This window comes from Clostridium tertium (genome assembly GCF_017873245.1).
Classification (GTDB): Bacteria; Bacillota; Clostridia; order Clostridiales; family Clostridiaceae; genus Clostridium; species Clostridium tertium.
On the sequence record NZ_JAGGJY010000003.1, the window covers coordinates 99,231 to 118,407 of the forward strand.

General features: G+C 26.4%; 19 protein-coding genes. 17 read left to right on the top strand and 2 right to left on the bottom strand.

Annotated elements, in window-relative coordinates; genetic code table 11:
• Nucleotides 1-173: 173 nt before the first annotated feature.
• On the bottom strand, nt 174-800 hold the full coding sequence (locus tag J2Z25_RS05630) for an ECF transporter S component (RefSeq protein WP_008676835.1): 627 nt from the start codon (nt 798-800) through the stop codon (nt 174-176).
• A 261-nt stretch (nt 801-1,061) separates the two neighbouring features.
• Between J2Z25_RS05630 and J2Z25_RS05635 the strand changes: the two genes are divergently transcribed.
• From J2Z25_RS05635 to J2Z25_RS05670, 8 genes are all read left to right on the top strand, one after another.
• Nucleotides 1,062-1,775 (top strand): ABC transporter ATP-binding protein, encoded by a 714-nt coding sequence (locus J2Z25_RS05635; RefSeq protein WP_008676837.1) that lies wholly within the window; start codon nt 1,062-1,064, stop codon nt 1,773-1,775.
• Nucleotides 1,768-3,369 carry a putative ABC transporter permease subunit gene (locus J2Z25_RS05640; protein ID WP_209739039.1) on the top strand — a complete coding sequence of 534 codons (1,602 nt, stop codon included), beginning with the start codon at nt 1,768-1,770 and terminating at the stop codon, nt 3,367-3,369. The genes J2Z25_RS05635 and J2Z25_RS05640 overlap by 8 nt, the downstream gene beginning before the upstream one ends.
• 146 nt (nt 3,370-3,515) lie before the next feature.
• Complete coding sequence (locus J2Z25_RS05645) at nt 3,516-3,905, top strand: GntR family transcriptional regulator (protein WP_008676841.1); 390 nt, start codon at nt 3,516-3,518, stop codon at nt 3,903-3,905.
• Between the two features lie 2 nt (nt 3,906-3,907).
• Nucleotides 3,908-5,038: a DUF1648 domain-containing protein gene (locus J2Z25_RS05650; RefSeq protein ID WP_008676842.1), complete on the top strand. Its 1,131-nt coding sequence runs from the start codon at nt 3,908-3,910 to the stop codon at nt 5,036-5,038.
• 28 nt (nt 5,039-5,066) lie between these two features.
• Nucleotides 5,067-6,149 carry a DUF5808 domain-containing protein gene (locus J2Z25_RS05655; protein WP_097033655.1) on the top strand — a complete coding sequence of 361 codons (1,083 nt, stop codon included), beginning with the start codon at nt 5,067-5,069 and terminating at the stop codon, nt 6,147-6,149.
• A gap of 21 nt (nt 6,150-6,170) precedes the next feature.
• Nucleotides 6,171-6,971: a YhfC family intramembrane metalloprotease gene (locus J2Z25_RS05660; protein WP_209739042.1), complete on the top strand. Its 801-nt coding sequence runs from the start codon at nt 6,171-6,173 to the stop codon at nt 6,969-6,971.
• Between the two features lie 208 nt (nt 6,972-7,179).
• The gene (locus J2Z25_RS05665; RefSeq protein ID WP_209739044.1) at nt 7,180-7,644 is read left to right on the top strand and encodes a GNAT family N-acetyltransferase; all 465 of its coding nucleotides are present in this window, start codon (nt 7,180-7,182) and stop codon (nt 7,642-7,644) included.
• 89 nt (nt 7,645-7,733) lie between these two features.
• The gene (locus J2Z25_RS05670) at nt 7,734-8,237 is read left to right on the top strand and encodes a GNAT family N-acetyltransferase (protein WP_008676846.1); all 504 of its coding nucleotides are present in this window, start codon (nt 7,734-7,736) and stop codon (nt 8,235-8,237) included.
• 52 nt (nt 8,238-8,289) lie between these two features.
• On the opposite strand, the gene J2Z25_RS05675 is transcribed toward J2Z25_RS05670, so the two are convergent.
• Complete coding sequence (locus J2Z25_RS05675) at nt 8,290-9,057, bottom strand: histidinol phosphate phosphatase (protein ID WP_209739046.1); 768 nt, start codon at nt 9,055-9,057, stop codon at nt 8,290-8,292.
• Nucleotides 9,058-9,196: 139 nt separating this feature from the next.
• Between J2Z25_RS05675 and J2Z25_RS05680 the strand changes: the two genes are divergently transcribed.
• From J2Z25_RS05680 to lonB, 9 genes are all read left to right on the top strand, one after another.
• Nucleotides 9,197-9,538, top strand: coding sequence for a hypothetical protein (locus tag J2Z25_RS05680; protein ID WP_008676849.1), 342 nt, complete (start codon nt 9,197-9,199; stop codon nt 9,536-9,538).
• A gap of 15 nt (nt 9,539-9,553) precedes the next feature.
• Nucleotides 9,554-10,801 carry a TcaA 3rd/4th domain-containing protein gene (locus J2Z25_RS05685; RefSeq protein ID WP_097033651.1) on the top strand — a complete coding sequence of 416 codons (1,248 nt, stop codon included), beginning with the start codon at nt 9,554-9,556 and terminating at the stop codon, nt 10,799-10,801.
• Nucleotides 10,802-10,818: 17 nt separating this feature from the next.
• Entirely contained in the window at nt 10,819-12,150 is a 1,332-nt protein-coding gene (locus tag J2Z25_RS18775) for a murein hydrolase activator EnvC family protein (RefSeq protein ID WP_099345994.1), read from the top strand.
• A 389-nt stretch (nt 12,151-12,539) separates the two neighbouring features.
• Nucleotides 12,540-12,710: a hypothetical protein gene (locus tag J2Z25_RS05695; RefSeq protein ID WP_209739048.1), complete on the top strand. Its 171-nt coding sequence runs from the start codon at nt 12,540-12,542 to the stop codon at nt 12,708-12,710.
• An 85-nt stretch (nt 12,711-12,795) separates the two neighbouring features.
• Nucleotides 12,796-13,596: a hypothetical protein gene (locus tag J2Z25_RS05700; RefSeq protein WP_209739051.1), complete on the top strand. Its 801-nt coding sequence runs from the start codon at nt 12,796-12,798 to the stop codon at nt 13,594-13,596.
• A 107-nt stretch (nt 13,597-13,703) separates the two neighbouring features.
• Complete coding sequence (tig, locus tag J2Z25_RS05705; protein WP_008676858.1) at nt 13,704-14,987, top strand: trigger factor; 1,284 nt, start codon at nt 13,704-13,706, stop codon at nt 14,985-14,987.
• Nucleotides 14,988-15,143: 156 nt separating this feature from the next.
• On the top strand, nt 15,144-15,740 hold the full coding sequence (gene clpP, locus J2Z25_RS05710; protein ID WP_008676860.1) for an ATP-dependent Clp endopeptidase proteolytic subunit ClpP: 597 nt from the start codon (nt 15,144-15,146) through the stop codon (nt 15,738-15,740).
• 35 nt (nt 15,741-15,775) lie between these two features.
• Nucleotides 15,776-17,071 (top strand): ATP-dependent Clp protease ATP-binding subunit ClpX, encoded by a 1,296-nt coding sequence (clpX, locus tag J2Z25_RS05715; protein ID WP_209739053.1) that lies wholly within the window; start codon nt 15,776-15,778, stop codon nt 17,069-17,071.
• Nucleotides 17,072-17,266: 195 nt separating this feature from the next.
• Nucleotides 17,267-18,940 (top strand): ATP-dependent protease LonB, encoded by a 1,674-nt coding sequence (gene lonB / locus J2Z25_RS05720; protein WP_008676863.1) that lies wholly within the window; start codon nt 17,267-17,269, stop codon nt 18,938-18,940.
• The last annotated feature ends 237 nt before the right edge of the window (nt 18,941-19,177 follow it).

The window sequence follows — 19,177 nt, forward strand, 5'->3', positions numbered from 1 at the left end:
TTTTCTTTTTACAAAGCTTGTTTGACTTTGTACTACTATATTGCGTAAATTTAAAAATAATAAACTATAAAATTTAATACATTAAAGGAAAGGTAATCTTAATAAAGAATATAATGGTACAAACTATAAAAAAAGGTTATTTGAAAATGTTTTTCAAATAACCTTATATAATCTTAACTATTTCTCTTTTGCATTTTAAAAATTGCTATAATAACTGGAATTGCAACTAGTGCAGATAAAGCTGCCTCTGCCATACCATTAGTACCTATTATAGATAAGAGTGCAACTGTAACTGTGCTTCTTGAACCAGCTGAAATTGTTCCATTTTCAATAAGAATTGATGCATAATCCTTAAAATAAATTAAGTATATGCTTCCAAGAACTCCAATCGTATTGGTTAAAGATCCGCAAATAGCAGCAATACCTATAGATAGTTTCTTATTTTTAAGTTTTCTTTTTAAAATTCTATACACATAATAGGATATTACCCCTATCAGTACTCTAGGCAGTATAGAAATTATTGGGTTATAGAAAAATGGAGACATTGGAGTTGGAGCAGTTATGTTTTGATATATTGAGAAAATCCCAAATATGAATCCAATCGAAGCTCCAACTATTGGACCCTCAATTATAGCTCCAATTATTACAGGTAAATGTAAAATTGTTAATTTAAAAAGTGGTAATGGTATAAAACCAAGACCTGTTACTCCTAAGAATAAACAAATACCCGATAGCATTGCAATTACTACCATTTTCCTTACGTTTTGACGAGAGTTTCCCATCCCTCTAGCATTTAACATTTTAATTCCTCCGTTCTTATTCCTTACAGGATATAATTCGACAAAAAATGAATTTTTGCATTAAGTTCGGTTTCTTAAGAATACCGACCAATATTATTTTACCATATAAGAAAAAACTGTAAAGTAAAATATTATATCGATAATAAATGAATATTTTAAGCTGATATTTATAAAATTTAATATAAAAATTGAAAAGGTATTGTCAACTTATTATACTTGTTATAGTATATATATAACAAGTATAATAAGAGAGGTAATAATATGTTAGAAATAATCAATTTTTCAAAGTCATATAAAAATGGAAAAAGAGCTGTAAACAATGTATCAATCAAAGTTAACAGTGGAGAAATATTTGCATTTATTGGTCATAATGGAGCAGGTAAAACTACAACTATAAAGGCTATTGTAGGGATTTTAGAGTTTGATGAGGGGGATATATTAATTGATGGTGATTCAATTAATATTGATCCTATTAAGTGTAAGAGAAAAATAGCATATATACCTGATAATCCAGATATTTATGAGGCCTTAACAGGAATTCAATATTTAAATTTTATAGCAGATATATATAAGGTTTCAAAAGAAGAAAGAGAGAGACTAATAAAGTTATATTCAGAAAAGTTTGAGCTAACGTCAGCTCTTGGAGATTTAATATCATCATATTCTCATGGAATGAAGCAAAAGTTAGTTATAATATCAGCACTACTTCATAGGCCTAAGCTTTTAATTTTAGATGAACCATTTGTTGGATTAGATCCTAAAGCATCTCATATTCTAAAAGAAGAAATGAAGAAGCTTTGTAGTGAAGGCGTTGCAATATTTTTCTCAACTCATGTTCTAGAAGTAGCAGAAAAATTATGTGATAAGGTAGCTATAATAAAAGATGGAAATATAGTATCTCAAGGTAAGATGGATGAAGTTAAAGGAAATAGTTCATTAGAAGATATATTTATGGAGTTGATAGATAATGAGTAATTTATGGAGTTTATTTAAGACAACGTTTATTAATTCTATAGGAATTAATAAGATATTTAAAGAAAAATCAAAAGGTGATAGAATTAGGAATATATCTATAGCAGCAATAATATTAATTTCTGTAATAGCAGTTGAAGTTATTGCTATAGAATACTCTAAGTTATTAGCTAATGGATTAGAAATCATGGGATTTATTGATTTACTTTTAGTTATGAGCTTTATTTTAAGTGTAATGATGATATTCTTTACTTCAATATATAAATCTCAAGGAATATTATTTTCTTCAAAAGATTATGATTTGCTTATGAGTCTACCTATTAAGAGAAGCACTATTTTAATTAATAAGATGATCCAGTTAATAGGAGTAAATTACTTATTTTTACTATTTGTATTTATACCCCCAGCTTTTGTTTATTTTAGTAAGGTTGAATTATCTTATATATTTTTTATATATTTATTTTTAGTATTTTTAGTATTGCCATTAATCCCTATTGTAGTATCATCTATTATAGCATTTATAATTAGTTATATATCTTCAAGAGTGAAGCATAAAAATTTAATTATAAATTCTGTTACATTATTATTCATTTTATTAATAATGTTTGCTTCTTTTAAAAGTGGAGACTTAGTTGAGAAGTTAATAATCAATAGTAGCTCATTAAGTTCTGGAATATTAAAGTTATATCCTCCAGCAATATATGGCGTTAATGCTTTAATAAATTTAGATTTTAAAGACTTAGCAATATTTATAACTATTTCAATTTTAATTTTTTCAATATTTGTTTTTGTATTTAATAAGTCATTTAAAATTATAAATTCAAAACTGCAAGAGAGCTTTAGTAAATCTGATTATAAGATAGATAAAATGAATATATCATCACCAATAATTGCGTTGATTAAAAAGGAAGCAAAGAGATATTTCGCTTCACCTATATATGTATTAAATACGATTATAGGTCCGGTATTACTATTGATAGCAGCAATATCAACTTTGTTTATGGGAAAAGATATTTTGTTTAAGATTATGGAAATTGAAGTAATTGATAGTAGTATACCTTTATTTATTATTGCTTTTGTATGTGGAATTTTATCTCTGTCTTGTACAACAAATTCTTCTATATCAATGGAAGGGAAAAATTTATGGATACTAAAGTCTAGTCCAATAAAAGTAATAGATATATTTAAGGGAAAAATAATATTAAATTTGATATTAATACTACCAGCAGCATTGATAAGTGATATTATTTTCTTTTATTCAATAAATTTATCACTAATTGAATTAGTCTGGTTAATTATAATAACAATATTATATTCTTTTATTATATCAATAATGGGAATGGTAATTAATAATTTCTTCCCTAATTTAAATTGGACTTCAGAAACTACTGTAGTGAAGCAAAGTATCAGTGTAATAATTCACATTATTGCTTCAGTAATAATTATTGGACTTCCTATACTATTATTTATAACTTTAGAAGTGTCAAATATAGTTTTATTTAGTACACTTGTAATTTTATATCTAATTTTAATTTTAATTGGATTGTTAATTATTTTAAATACAGTTAGTATAAAACTATTTAATAAATTAAATTAAAATGAACTGACAATTGCTTGGTAAATCAATTGTCAGTTCATTATCTACATTATTTCAGATTTATCAGGTATTATAAGTGTACAGCTGATATAGAAGATTAGTCTTAATAAAATTGAACAAAGTATAAGTAAAAACGAGGTGATAAAGTGATCTTAAGAATAGATTTTGACTCTGAGACTCCAATATATGTGCAAATAAAGAATCAAGTTATTGAAGGAATTGCTAAATCAGAAATTGAAATAGGGGAAGAGTTACCTTCAGTAAGAGCATTGGCAGAAGATATAGGGGTAAATATGCACACTGTTAATAAGGCATATAATATGCTTAAGGATGAAGGATATATTAAAATTGATAGAAGAAAAGGCGCAGTGGTTTCATTAAATTTAAATCAATCAATTGAAAAATTTAGAGAGGATTTGGATGAAAATTTATATTTTTATATGGCTCAGTGTTTTAATAGAAATATAAGTAAGGATGAAATTAAGTTATATATAGATAAAGTGTTTTTAGATTTCAATAATAAGGAGAATAGTTAACTATGGATATGATAATTGTTGTTTCTATGACTATTGTTATAAGTTTAATTTCATTTTTTAGTGGTTTATATGTTAATAGATTATCTAATAATGGAATTATATTCGGTGTGAGAGTTCCTAGAGAATATGAAAAGGATAGTGATATTTTAAAATTAGAAAATCAATATAAAAAGTTTTACTTAATCTTTAACATACCTATTATTTTAATAATTAATATTATAGTAATTTTATATCCTAAAATATCCTTATTTACTTTATTAACTTTATTGTTAGTAGTAGTTACAAATATTCCGATTTTTGTATATTGGAAAAAGATGAGTAGACTAAAAGAAGAAAAGGGATGGAGAAAATTAGGTAAGAACGTAGTTGTTGTAGATACATCTATAAGAAAACCTAAGAAGAAGGAAGACTTTGTAGGTGTAAGAAGTAAAACTTATTTATTACTATTAATTATTCCAATAATAACATTTATACTGACTCTATTGTCATATAAAAATGTTCCAGAGCTATTTCCAATTCATTATAATGCTCAAGGTGTTGCAGATAGTTTTGTAGAGAAAAGTGGATTTCGAGGTTTCTTTTATTTAGCTTTATTTCCAGTTTTAATTCAAGTAGGAATGATTTTATTTTTACTTGCTATGAACAAATTTGCTGTTAATGGAAAGAGTGAAATAAATGGTGGGACTTTAGAAGAAATAAAAAAACAAAGAAGAATATTTAAAAGATTTAATTCTATATTTTTATTTATTATTACATTAGAAATTACTATATTATTTGCGTTAATACAATTTTGCACTTTGTATGGATGGAGCATCAATAAAGTAAATATAATTAGCTTAACAGTTATCTTTATTACTGTAATTGTTTTTTTAGTAATAAGTTATAAGATAGGACAAGGTGGAAAAAATATAAAAATTAAAAAGATTGATGAGGAAATCTATAGAGATGATGATAAACATTGGCTATTAGGGAACTTTTATTATAATAAAAATGATCCAAGTATATTTGTAGAAAAAAGAATAGGTATTGGCTGGGATGTTAATTTAGGAAATCCAATAGGAATGATTATTATGATATTACCTATAATTCTAGTATTAGTAGCAATTATATGCTTGGCTATAAGAGGAATATAATAAGATACAGATAGGAGGTGTATTTATTTTGCAAAGCCTTATGATTATATTAACTTCAAATATAGTTATAATAACTATGGTTCTTTTATCATATTATTTGAATAATACTTCTAATAAGGGGATATATTTTGGAGTTAGAATTCCTAAAAAGTATCAGGAGACAAGTGAAATAAAAGCCTTAGATAAAGATTATAGAAGAAAGGTGCTTTATATATTTGGTATTTATTTTACGATAAATAATATAATTATGATTTTGAATTTTAGAGCTAGTGAAGCTATATTATCAATGATAATGACAATATCATTAATAGGTGCTCTTTTAATTTATATTATTATATTTGGCATTTACTATAAAATTATAAAGAAGTTAAAAGAAAAGAATAATTGGAATTATAAAACTAATAATGTTGTTGTTGTTGATACTACATTAAGAAAACCAAAGAGAAATGAAAGATATAAACCATTAAATGATAATCTTTTCTTAGTACCAATATTAATTTCTATTATAATTTTAGTATTAACCATACAAAGAAGTGAATATATTTTAAATATAAATTCTTATAGTGTTTATAAAATTCCTATATATCAAGTTGTAATGTGCTTAGTTATGTTTTTGCTAACGAAAATAACTTTAACTTCAAAAGTTGATTTAAATAGTGGAAATATAGAAACAGCTGTGAAAAGAAAGAAAAAATTTAAAAGGTTAATTTCTATATTCTTATTTATAACAGAGTTAGAAATGGTTGCATTATACTCAGTGATACAGTTAGGAATAATTTATAATTTGTATACTAAATCATTAGAGAATTTTATTAATGGTTTTATATCTATTAGTATGATTTTATTCATAATAATATTTATATTAATAGGTCAAGGCGGACGGAATATAGAAGAAGAAAATGAAGGGGATGACCTATACAAGAATGATGATGATAAATGGATATGGGGAATGTTTTATTATAATAAGAATGATCCAGCTTGGATGGTAGAAAAAAGGGTTGGAATAGGTTATACAATTAATTTTGCAAATAAAAAAGCATCAATATCATTAGTTTTATTTATATTATTAATAATTATATTTGCTGTATATGATGTAAAGTTTAATATTTAAATTTATAAAGGGGGATTAATTATGGTTAGTAGCTTATCAATTATTTTTATGGTATTTAGCTTTCTTGTGAGTGTGTTGTTACCTATAGTAGGGGTTATATTTTTAAAAAGGAAATATAATGTAAGTTTAAAAGTATTCTTTATAGGTGCAGCAGCATTTTTTATTTCTGTACAAATCTTGGAAGCTCCAATACATTCATATTTTTTGAAGTTAAATAGTACTACATCAGAATTTTTATTAAGTACACCAATAGCGTATATGCTATATGGAGGCTTTATGGCTGGAATATTTGAAGAAACAGCAAGACTTATATCTTTTAAATTTATAATAAAAGATAGGGACTTAATGAGTGGTGTAACATATGGACTTGGACACGGTGGAATAGAAGCTATTTTAATTGGTGGAATAAGTAGTATAAATTCTATAGTTTATTCTACTTTAATTAATAAAGGTGGCTTTCAATCTATAATGGAGGGATTAATGATACCAAAGGAAGTTATAAGTGCTACTTATGATCAATTTGTAAATAGTAGCTCCATTATGTGGGCTATGCCTGGAATTGAAAGAATTTTTGCCATGATGATTCATATGTCATTATCAGTTATAATTTTGTATGCAGTGAAAGAAAGAAAATATATCTATTATGTATTAGCCATATTAATTCATGCTGTAATAAATTTTCCGGCAGCTCTATATCAAGTTGGTGCCATAAAAAATATATTTATGGTTGAAGGAATTCTATTTATAACTGTATTAATTTTAGTACTATATATATTTAAAATTTTTATAAAAAAATTCAATGATTATAATGAAATATTATAAAAAAACCTTTATAATGTTAATAAATTAGTAAATCAATAAATCTTATAAAGGATATTAATAGTTGCTTATTTCCTTTCATTTAATCTTAAGTGGATATATATAATTTTGAGTTGACTTTGAAGTGAAGTGACGAAATAAGCAAAATTATATATATCTATTTTTTTATAGAGATTTATTAGTTTATTTAGATAAATAAGGGGGCATGTTTATGAAGAACATTTTAATAAGAAAAGCTAGGGATGGAGATGAAGTAGAAGTACTAAATTTGGTAAAAGAGGTACTGAATCTTTATGGTTTAGATTTAAATCCAGAAGTAGAGGATTTAGATATAACTGATATATCTAAATATTATATTCAAAATAATGGGGATTTTGAAGTTATAGAGTGTAATGGAGCCATAATAGGAACATATGGTATTTATAAGATAAATGATGAAACTTGTGAATTAAGAAAGATGTATCTAAAGAAAGATTTTCAAGGAATGGGGCTTGGAAATATAATGATAGAAAACTCTTTTAAAATTGCTAAGTTACTCAATTATAAAAAAATTACTTTGCAAACTAATTCAGTTTTATATAAGGCTATAAAACTTTATAAAAAGTATGGATTTGAAGATTTTAATGAAGAAGTATGTGATAGATGTGATATAGCTATGATAAAGGAAATAGCTTAAAATAAATATTGACGATTTAATATATTATTAATTTAAATTATGTATAGTATTAATAGAAACATATATAGTTAGAGAAGAGGGGAATTTTTATGAGATATTATGATACTAATATAAGAAATTTTAAAGTAAGAGAAACTTCAGAAGAGGATATTCCATTGATTTTGTCCTTAATAAAGGAAATAGCAGAATATGAAAAGATGTCAGATGAAGTTATTGCAACAGAAGAAACATTAAGAAACTCTATTTTTGAAAATAATAGAGCAGAAGTAGTAATATTAGAGTTAGATGAAAAGCCAGTTGGATATGCATTATATTTTTATAATTTTTCTACATTCATAGGAAGAAGTGGTCTTTATTTAGAAGATATATTTATAAAAAAAGAATTTAGAGGAAATGGATTTGGAAAAGAAGTATTTAAATTCTTAGGAAAGAAAGCAAGAGAAGAAGGTTGTAAAAGAATGGAATGGACATGTCTTAATTGGAATGAACCATCAATAAGATTTTATAAATCTCTAGGGGCAGTTCCTATGGATGAATGGACAGTATATAGGCTTAAGGAAAAAGAGATACTAAATTTAAGTAAAATGAAATAACTCAAAAGAAAACAGCTATATTATAAGCACATGATATAGCTGTTTTTTTATTTTAGAAATATTGAAGTTTTCTTTTGCTAAAATAAACTCCTTTTAAGCCAATGGATTCTATAAAGTCTAATGCTATATTAAAATTCTTAGAAATGTTTTTATGATTATGAGCATCAGAACCTAAAGTAACATATTTGCCACCTAAGTCTTTGTATAGTTTATATATATCAAATAAGGATTCCCTAGCTGAAGTGATATGAAGTCTGCTTGAGTTTAATTCTAAAACTTTTTCTTTGCTTATTAAAGTAGTGAATATTTCAGAAAGAATATTTTTAAAATCTGAAAATGGTATTTCTTTATTTTTAAAAGAGCAATATCTACAAGGATAATCTATGTGTGATAATGAATCAAAGTTATTATATAATTTTACACAAGATAACATATCTTCTAGATAATAAGAAAAGAAGTCATGTTTATTATAACCTTGATGTACATAATCACAATATATATCTAGAGCTTTGACCGCATGTATAGAACCTAAAATAAAATCAAAATCATGGCTAGAAGCTATTTTTTCATTTTGAGCAAAGGTATTTTGTGTTAATCCAATTTCTATTCCTAGCTTTAATTTATCTGATCTATATTTTTCATATTTATTAAAGTAAGTAGGAACATCAAATCTAAATTCATTTTTTACTGGATAATCTAAATCCATATGATCAGTTATTATGATACCAATATTCTTTTCATTACTAATAGATATAGCATCTAATATATTCATATCGCTATCTGTAGAAAATTTTGAGTGCATATGGCTATCAAATATCATATAATCCCTCCTTTAGAATAAAATGTTGTTTTTTTATTATATCATATATTTATTAATAGTTTCTTAATATCAAAATATCTTGATAAATGGTATTATTAAATATAAAATTAAATTAAAATATAAATAAAGGTGTGTTTTTATGGAAAAATTATTCGAAATAAGAGATTTGGTATTTTATAAGGAAGAATTTTTAGATAATTTAGACGAATTTGAAGATATATTACCTATAATAGAAGAACTTAGCAAAGATCTTACGTATGAGGAAATAGAAGTAGTAGGAGAAAATGAATGTTGTGAAAAGACAAATAAAAATTACATAGTTGAAATACCAGGATTTTTAGATGAAAATGATGAATTTTTAACACAAGCAGAAGTAGAAGCATTAGCAAGCACAGGAAAACAGAGAATGCTGGATTTATTTGTAATAAGAATATATAAATGCGTAACATGTAAAAAATGGATAATAGATATTTTAGAGTAAAGAGGGTTGATAAATTTGGAGAAATTTGATAGATTATTAAAAAACTTAAAAAAATACATATGTCTTTTAAAAGAAGATATAAAAAATTTAAGTTTTAATAATATTAAAGAATTTCTAATTAAGCGAAAATTACTACTTAGTACAATTTTAGTTTTTTTTATTTTAATTGGTTTTTGGGTAGGAGGTTATAAGGCTTCAAAGGATATTGTTTTGAAGAATTTAGAAATATCCTTAAAAGAAAATAAACCGGGACGAATATTTAAAAAGATTAGAGTTGATGATAAGAAAATAAGTAAAAAGGATTTACAACCTTTAGCGGAGTATTATTCAGATAATACTAATCAAGTTGATGACATAATAAGAGGGTTAAAAAGTAATGAAAAAAGTAGATTTTTTACTTTGAAAAATGACAAAATACTATTTTTTAATAACTATAAAATACAAATAGAGCCTGTTTCTATAAAAATTAATACAAATTTTGATGATGCTAAGATTTATGTTGATAATGGGGTTATAGATGCAACAAAGATAAAAAGAGGTCTAATTCCCGGGAAATATATAATAAGAGGGGAGTTGGATACTTTATACGGAAAGGTTGTTGAAGAACAAGAAATATTTTTGATGCAAAATGAAGAATATATATTAAATTTGAAAGCTATTAATATAAATTTATCGTCAAACTTTGATGATGCAGATGTAGTTATAAATGACAAAAAAGTAAATAAAAAAGTAAAAGATATAAAAAATTATGGACCAATACCCATAAACAAAGGCATAAATATATATTTGGAAAGAGAATTTCCATGGGGAGTATTAAAAAGTGAAAAAGTTAATGTGGGAGGCTTACCTAATATAAATATAGATATAAATATGGTTAATGATAAATTATTAACTGAAATAGACAGTTGTACTAATATTTTTTACAGTAGTGTTTTTGATGCTTTAAATTTAAATGATTATTCTTTAATAAAAAATGCAGATGAAGATGCAAAAAATAAAATTTATGACAGTGTAAAAAGAGAAAGCTTATTTTTAAAAAATAATTATGAGCTTACTGAATTAAATACAGAAGTGAGAAGTAGCGAATTTTATTATGAAAATAAGACTTACAAAGCCAATATAGTTATAAATTTAGATTATAGTGTAAGTAAAAAGCTTATCCCATTTATAAAAGATAATGTTAACGAAATGTTTTTAACTCAAATGGAATATGTTGATGGCAAGTGGGAAATAACCAATGTACAAAAGTTTAATTTAGAATAAGGGTAGGTGTAAAACTTATGAATAAGAAATTAAAAGCACTAACTTTAGCTGTTGTAGTAATTTTTTCAAGCAACACATTGGTGTTTGCAGAAAGTAGTAGCTCCTTACAAGATAAAATAGAACAAAATCAAAGTGATATAAATAATTTAGAAAATGAAAAAGACAAAGTTAATGGAGAAATAGAAAATCAATCAAGTGAACTTCAAGGAATTTTGAATCAAATTAATGATAAAAGTAAGGATTTGGAAAGTGCTAAAGCAGAAGTTAATGAGTATCAAACTAAAATAGATGAGGTACAAAGTGAAATTGATAGAATAAATTCAGAGATAACAAGTGCTGAAAATGAAATTTCTACAAAAGAAGCCCTTATTACAGAAAAAGAAGAAGAAGGTAGAAAGATAAAAGAAGCGTTAGATCAGAGAGTAAGAAATTACTATAAAATGGATGTAACGGCAAATTATATTTATATGATATTAAAAAGTGAAAGTGTAGTTTCTTTATTTAATAATATTCAAAATGTCTTTAGAATAATGAATTTAGATAAAGGGCTAATGGAATCAGCAAAAAATATTCAAAAACAATTAGAGGAAGAAAAGATTGAGATTTCAAAAAATTTAGAAAAAATCGAAGCTGATAAAAATGAAGTAATAGCAAAGCAAGATGAACTTAAGGAAGCACAAAAGGAGTTCATAGTAAAACAAGAATTCCATCAAAGCAAAATGGACGAGCTATATGGATTGGAATCACAAAAATCAGGATTAATAGCATCTTTATCAGATAAAGAAAAAGAATTAGAAGAACAAATTGGTGATTTAGTTTCTTATAATCAAGAATTACAAGTAGCTTTGGATAATATATTTAATGAAATAAATAACGGTTCTAATAATGGTGGAAGTAATACAGGTGGAAATAATCAAGGTGGAGAGGAGAACTCAGGAGGAAATACGATTCCTGGAGATCCAAGTAGTGAGACGTTTTTAAGACCTGGTTATGGTATTGTAACAGATCCATATGGACCAAGAATTAACCCTGTAACAGGCGAATCTGGATTCCACACAGGAGTAGATTTAGGAGATCCTTATGGAGCACCTGTTGCAGCGTCTAAAAGTGGTGTGGTTGCATATTCAGGTTGGATTTCTGGATATGGAGAAACTGTAATTATAGACCATGGTGGTGGAGTGCAAACTTTATATGCTCATAATAGTGAAAGATTAGTGAGTGTTGGACAAACTGTTGCAAGAGGAGAAACAATTGCAAGAGTAGGATCAACAGGTATGAGTACTGGACCTCACATTCATTGGGAAATAAGAATTAATGGACAGCATACAAACCCTATGGGATATGTGTAAAAAGGCCGAAAGGCCTTTTTTTACAAGGAATAATGAATAATAAAAAACCTGTACAAAAATGCACAGGTTAAAGGGTTTCTATGTTCATTTAAGAAAGGGAATAAATGAACATATGTGGGGTTTTATTAAAACTGATAATAAAAAATATTATCAGTAGTATGGGCTAATTATGTATTGAAAAAATATGTAATTAATAAAATAATTGTAAAATTTATATATTTATTATATTATATTTTGTCAAAAAATCCAATAGTTTTTATAAAATTTATCGAAAATAAGATTTTTTCTGAAAATATTAGCATTTTATAAAATAAAAATATATAAAAATATACAAAATATATAGAGCTTTCAATGAAATACGTTATATAATATAAGTTGAGGTGATTTAAATGAAAAATTTTAAAAATGAAGATATATTAAAGTCAACACCTGACTACGAAGATTATACAGAAAATGAAGCTAAGCTATCAGTGCAAGAAATGAGAGAACTTGGCTTATTAAAATGTGGTGGATGTTGTAGTAGTAAAGGAAGCGCTTCAGGATGTGGTTGCAAAAAATAAAAGAAAATAATACTATAAATGTATTTTATAATAAATAAATGTAAAAGCTTTTAATATAAAATATAAGTTGTGGGAGGTATTAGGTGTGAGAAAACCTAGCATATTCAGCAGAGATTATGAGAGGAAAATGAAAAAACGCAGAAGACGAATAGCAGCTATTTCAGTTGTGGGGGTTTTACTTATAGGGATCTTATTTATGAGGATAGCTGCAGGTAATATAAATACAGATACATTTAAAAATAAACTTCAAATGTGGATTGCTGAAGATGAATCTTTAGATAATATAGACGAAGATATTGATAACTTAGAAAATAATGAAAATAAAGAAGTTATTGAAGAGACACCTAAGGAACCAGAAAGTCAAATAATAGAATTTAAAATCAATGAAAATTCTATATTAAAAGCAGAATATGAAGAGATAAATGGAACTATAAAATTTAAAGGTGTAAAAGAAGTTCCAAGTAATATTTATTATACAATAAATAAAGCGAAAAATTTAATTTTAATCATAGATGAAAATCAAAATATGAAGATTTTTAATTCAAATAAAAAGGAATCGAATATAACAAAAGATAAATATACAGCTCCAAATGGAGAAATATTTAATAAAGATTCAGTTCTTGAAACATATGAAGGATATTTATGGAATGTAGAAGCAAGGTTTATAACAGATACAAAAGTTGCATACATTAGTAATGTACCCTATTTTGGATATGATTTGAATAAATATATATGGGTTATAGATTTAAATAATAATACTCATAGTACTTTATGGAATTCTAAGGGGAAGGAAATAAAATTTGGAGATTTGAAAGAAAAGGGATTAGAAGTTGTAATTGATGGCAATGTTAAATATGTAAATCAAAATAGCGATTTAGTCAACTAAGATAAAATTAAATAAACAAATATTTGAAAGTATTTGATAGAGTATGGTATAATAAGCTAGTTATATCAATTATGATAGTATCTTACTATTTTAGGAGGAAGAGTACAATGGAAGCTAAAATGGAAAAAATAGAGAAAAACGTTGTTAAATTTGAAATAAAGGTTGAGGCTGAAAAATTTCAAGAAGCTTTAAAAAGAGCTTACAATAAAAACGTTAAAAACTTTAATGTACCAGGATTTAGAAAAGGAAAGGTTCCTATGGCTATAGTTAAAAAATACTATGGGATAGGAGTTTTAATTGAAGATGCAGTTAATTTTGCTATAGATGCATCATATTCAAAAGTATTAGAAGAAAATAACATAATTCCTGTTGATTATCCAAAGGTAGACGTAATAACAGCAGAAGAAGGAAAAGAGTTTGTATATACTGCAGAAGTTACAGTTTATCCAGAGGTTGAATTAGGAGAATATAAAGGCTTAAAAGTTGAAAAGCCATCTTATGAAGTTACAGAAGATGCAGTAAATGAAAAATTAAAAGAAATGCAACAAAAAAATGCTAGAATCGAAACTAAAGAAGATGGAGAAATAGCTACTGGGGATACAGCAGTTATTGATTTCAAAGGATTTATTGATGATGTAGCATTTGAAGGTGGAGAAGGTAAAGATTATTCACTTGAAATAGGATCAGGTACTTTCATAGATACTTTTGAAGATCAATTAGTTGGAGCAAAAGCTGGAGATAAAGTAGAAGTTAACGTAACTTTCCCAGAAAACTATGGAAGAGAAGAGTTAAATAATAAGCAAGCTAAATTTGAAGTTTTAGTAAAAGAAATAAAGATAAAAGAATTACCTGAAATTGATGATGAATTTGCTAAAGAAGTTTCAGAATTTGATACATTAGCAGAATTAAAAGAAGATATCGTTAAAAAAATGGAAGAAGAAAACAACAATAGAGCAGAAAGAGAATATGAAGATGCAATTATAAAAGCTGTTGTTGAAAATGCTAAGATCGATGTTCCAGAAGTTATGGTTGAAAAAGAAATTGATACAATGGTAAGAAACTTAGAACAAAGACTTCAATATCAAGGCTTAAATCTAGAACAATATTTCCAATTTACTGGTACAGACGAAGCAAAAATGAGAGAATATATGAAAGAAAATGCAGAAGTTAAAGTAAAGACAGATTTAGTTTTAGAAGCTGTAGAAAAGGCTGAAAATATTGATGCAACAGAAGAAGAATTAAAAGAAAAAGCTAAGGAAGTTGCAAAAATGTATTCAGCAGAAGAAGATGACAAAATGGTTGATTTATTAATGAATGGCCAAAGAGCAGCACTTCTTGCTGATGTTAAAGTATCAAAGACTATAAAATTCTTAGTTGAAAATAATAAATAATATACAAAAAATAATTGCCAGAATGAAATTCTGGCAATTATTTCAAATATTCATTAACAAAATAAATAAAATTTTATATAATTTAATATAATTAGTTTTTTAAGAATATGGATATATTATAAAAGAAGGTAGAAAATAGAGAAGGAGGGAATAAAAATGAGTTTAGTTCCTATGGTCGTAGAGCAAACTAGTAGAGGAGAAAGATCTTATGATATCTTCTCAAGATTATTAAAAGATAGAATAATTATGTTAAGTGGAGAAATTAATGATACCACTTCTAATTTAGTAGTATCACAACTATTATTTTTAGAAAGTGAAGATCCTGATAAGGATATCCATCTTTACATAAATAGTCCAGGTGGATCAATAACTGCAGGTATGGCTATTTATGATACAATGCAATATATTAAGCCGGATGTATCTACTATATGTATAGGGATGGCAGCTTCAATGGGGTCATTTTTACTTTCATCTGGAGCAAAGGGAAAAAGATTTGTATTACCAAATAGTGAAATTATGATTCATCAACCTTTAGGCGGTTTCCAAGGTCAAGCAACTGATTTTGATATACACGCAAGGAGAATAATAAAGATTAAGGAATCATTAAATAGAATATTAAGTGAGAATACTAATCAGCCTCTAGAAAAAATAAAAACAGATGTTGAGAGAGATTACTTTATGACAGCAGAAGAAGCTATGAATTACGGATTAGTAGATAAGGTGATTACGAAAAATGATAAAGGTAGCAACTAAGTAAAGTTCTATCTTAATCCAAGCGAGGTGAATTTATGGCTAAGTACGATGAGAAGAAACAACTTAAGTGTTCTTTCTGTGGTAAGAATCAAGAACAAGTTAAAAGATTAATAGCTGGACCTGGGGTATATATTTGTGATGAATGTATAGATTTATGTTCAGAAATAATAGCAGATGAATTTGAGGACGGAATTGAATTAGATACAACAAGTGTTCCGAAACCAAATGAAATAAAAAATTATTTAGATCAATATGTAATTGGTCAAGAAAAAGCTAAAAAATCATTATCTGTTGCTGTTTATAATCACTACAAGAGAATAAACTCTAATCTAATAGATGATGATATTGAATTACAAAAGAGTAATATACTTTTATTAGGGCCTACAGGATCTGGTAAAACGCTTCTAGCTCAAACATTAGCAAAGTTTTTAAATGTTCCATTTGCTATAGCCGATGCAACAACATTAACAGAAGCAGGATACGTAGGAGAAGATGTTGAAAATATTCTATTAAAGTTAATCCAGAGTGCTGATTACGATATAGAAAGAGCAGAAAAAGGAATAATTTATATAGATGAAATAGATAAAATAGCAAGAAAATCTGAAAATCCTTCTATTACTAGAGATGTTTCAGGTGAAGGTGTTCAACAAGCGTTATTAAAAATACTTGAAGGAACAACAGCTTCAGTACCACCTCAAGGTGGAAGAAAACATCCACATCAAGAATTCTTACAAATAAATACTTCTAATATTTTATTTATTTGTGGTGGAGCATTTGATGGTGTAGATAAAATAATAGAAAAAAGAACTGAAAAGAGTTCTATAGGATTTGGTGCTAATATAACATCTAGACATACTAAAGATGTTGGTAAACTACTTAAAGATATAATGCCAAGTGATTTATTAAAATTTGGACTTATACCTGAATTTGTTGGTAGATTACCAGTTGTAGTAACTTTAGAATCATTGGATAATGATGCATTAGTGAATATATTAACTCAGCCTAAAAATGCTTTAGTTAAGCAATATAGAAAGCTTTTTGAGATTGACAATGTTGAATTAGATTTTACTGACGCTGCATTAAAAGCAATAGCAAATGAAGCTATTGAAAGAAAAACTGGTGCTAGAGGTTTAAGATCTATAGTAGAAGAAATGATGACAGAGGTTATGTTTGATATTCCTTCTGATGAAACAATCTCTAAAGTTATTATAAATGAAGATTGTATAAAAGAAAAAAATAGTCCGGAAATTATTAAATTAGCTGAGGGAGAAGTACGACCTCAATTAAAAGCTAAGAAAACTAAAAAAAGAAAAGGCATAGAAACTGCATAATAAAAAAACATCTTATTGTTATATTTAACTATAAGATGTTTTTTGTTTTTAAACATTAAAAATAAAATATTTTCAAGAAAAGTAATGGTAATTATCCCTTTTTTTATGGAATATTAACCTCTGATTAAGTTAATAATATTGATATGACTAAAAGAAGGGAGGGAGCATTAACCTTTAAATGGTAATGCAAAATTTATGACTGAATTATTAGTAGTATTGCAAATAACGACTATGATAATATTTATTTATTATATGGTAAACAATAATAAAGGCCATAGTAATAATAAAGTTGTTATTGAAAGAGAAAATGTTAAGGAAATGGATAAGTTAAATAGAATGAGGAGTATTCAATTAACACAACCGTTAACCGAAAAAAGTAGACCGACTAAGTTTGAAGAAATAATAGGGCAAGAAGATGGAATAAAAGCCTTAAAAGCTGCTTTATGTGGACCAAATCCACAACATGTTATTATATATGGACCTCCAGGGGTAGGGAAAACTGCTGCGGCAAGGCTAGTATTAGAAGAAGCTAAGAAAGTGGAAAAATCTCCTTTCAAAAAAGATGCAAAATTTATAGAAATTGATGCAACAACAATAAGATTTGATGAAAGAGGAATAGCAGATCCTTTAATAGGTTCAGTACATGATCCGATTTATCAAGGGGCTGGCTCTCTAGGTGTTGCAGGAATACCGCAACCTAAACCAGGTGCTGTTACAAAGGCACATGGAGGAATGTTATTTATGGATGAAATAGGTGAATTACATCCTATAGAACTAAATAAGTTACTTAAAGTACTAGAAGATAGAAAAGTATTTTTGGATAGTTCATATTACAGTAGTGAAAATCCCAATATGCCAGATTATATAAAAGAAATATTTGATAATGGCTTGCCAGCAGATTTTAGACTAATAGGAGCTACTACAAGAAGTCCAGAAGAAATAGTTCCTGCTATAAGATCAAGGTGTGTTGAGATATTCTTTAGATCCTTACATCCTGAGGAGATAAAGACAATAGGTAAGAATGCAGCTAATAAGGTTGGATTAGAAATAGATGATAAATGTTTAGATTTAATTTCAAAGTATTGCACTAATGGAAGAGATGTTGTTAATTTAATACAGCTTTCTTCTGGAGTAGCAATAAATGAAAATAGAAGTGATATAAGTATAGATGATATACAGTGGGTTATAGAAAATGGAAATTATACTCAAATTCCTGATAAAAAAGTCAAGGATAGATCAGAAATAGGAGTAGTTAATGGATTAGCAGTGCATGGAGCTAATATAGGTATATTAATGGAAATAGAAGCAACAGCAAAGAAAGTAACGCATAGAATAGGAAATCTAAAAGTTACGGGTATTGTTGAAGAAGAAGAAATAAGCAGTAATAATAGAAAAATCAAAAGAAAAAGTACAGCATATTCATCAATACAAAATGTGCTTACAGTTTTAAATAATATTTTTAATTTAGAATGTGAAAATTATGATATACATATAAATATTCCAGGAGGTATGCCGGTTGATGGACCATCAGCAGGAATAACAATTGCAACTGCTATATATAGTGCTATAAATAAAGTTAGGGTAAGTAATAAAGTTGCTATGACTGGAGAAATAAGCCTTTTGGGAGAAGTTAAGCCTATTGGAGGAGTAAATGCAAAAATAAATGCAGCACAAAAGGCTGGAGCAACAAAAGTTATCATACCAATTGAAAATTGGAAGGATAGTTTTAAAGATATAGCAGGAATTAAAGTTATAGCTGTTAAAAGCTTAAATGAAGTGATAGAAGAAGCTATATTAAAAGATGTAATTGTTGAAGATATGATTGTTAATAACAACATAGATATATTATCAGCCAAAGGAGAGGAATAGCATACCACCTTAGTAATTTAGAAAAAGTTACATAAATAAATTTATATTCATAATTTTTAGTGAGCTGTCGAAAGACGGCTCTTTTAATTATAAAGCTAAATAGTATAAGTTAATATGATAGTAGTACCCTTTACTAATATTGTCCATTGCTAAATTCTAAGTTTATATTATAATTATAATAATAAGTATAATATAATAATTGATATTATTTATTTTATATGGAAATTTAAGTATTAT

Coding starts and splice junctions, on each gene's coding strand:
- J2Z25_RS05695 (WP_209739048.1), top strand. CDS start 12,540: ATGAAAAATTTTAAAAATGAAGATATATTAAAGTCAACACCTGACTAC.
- J2Z25_RS05680 (WP_008676849.1), top strand. CDS start 9,197: ATGGAAAAATTATTCGAAATAAGAGATTTGGTATTTTATAAGGAAGAA.
- lonB (WP_008676863.1), top strand. CDS start 17,267: ATGACTGAATTATTAGTAGTATTGCAAATAACGACTATGATAATATTT.
- clpP (WP_008676860.1), top strand. CDS start 15,144: ATGAGTTTAGTTCCTATGGTCGTAGAGCAAACTAGTAGAGGAGAAAGA.
- J2Z25_RS05675 (WP_209739046.1), bottom strand. CDS start 9,057: ATGATATTTGATAGCCATATGCACTCAAAATTTTCTACAGATAGCGAT.
- J2Z25_RS05635 (WP_008676837.1), top strand. CDS start 1,062: ATGTTAGAAATAATCAATTTTTCAAAGTCATATAAAAATGGAAAAAGA.
- J2Z25_RS05650 (WP_008676842.1), top strand. CDS start 3,908: ATGGATATGATAATTGTTGTTTCTATGACTATTGTTATAAGTTTAATT.
- J2Z25_RS18775 (WP_099345994.1), top strand. CDS start 10,819: ATGAATAAGAAATTAAAAGCACTAACTTTAGCTGTTGTAGTAATTTTT.
- J2Z25_RS05640 (WP_209739039.1), top strand. CDS start 1,768: ATGAGTAATTTATGGAGTTTATTTAAGACAACGTTTATTAATTCTATA.
- J2Z25_RS05630 (WP_008676835.1), bottom strand. CDS start 800: ATGTTAAATGCTAGAGGGATGGGAAACTCTCGTCAAAACGTAAGGAAA.
- clpX (WP_209739053.1), top strand. CDS start 15,776: ATGGCTAAGTACGATGAGAAGAAACAACTTAAGTGTTCTTTCTGTGGT.
- J2Z25_RS05670 (WP_008676846.1), top strand. CDS start 7,734: ATGAGATATTATGATACTAATATAAGAAATTTTAAAGTAAGAGAAACT.
- J2Z25_RS05660 (WP_209739042.1), top strand. CDS start 6,171: ATGGTTAGTAGCTTATCAATTATTTTTATGGTATTTAGCTTTCTTGTG.
- J2Z25_RS05665 (WP_209739044.1), top strand. CDS start 7,180: ATGAAGAACATTTTAATAAGAAAAGCTAGGGATGGAGATGAAGTAGAA.
- tig (WP_008676858.1), top strand. CDS start 13,704: ATGGAAGCTAAAATGGAAAAAATAGAGAAAAACGTTGTTAAATTTGAA.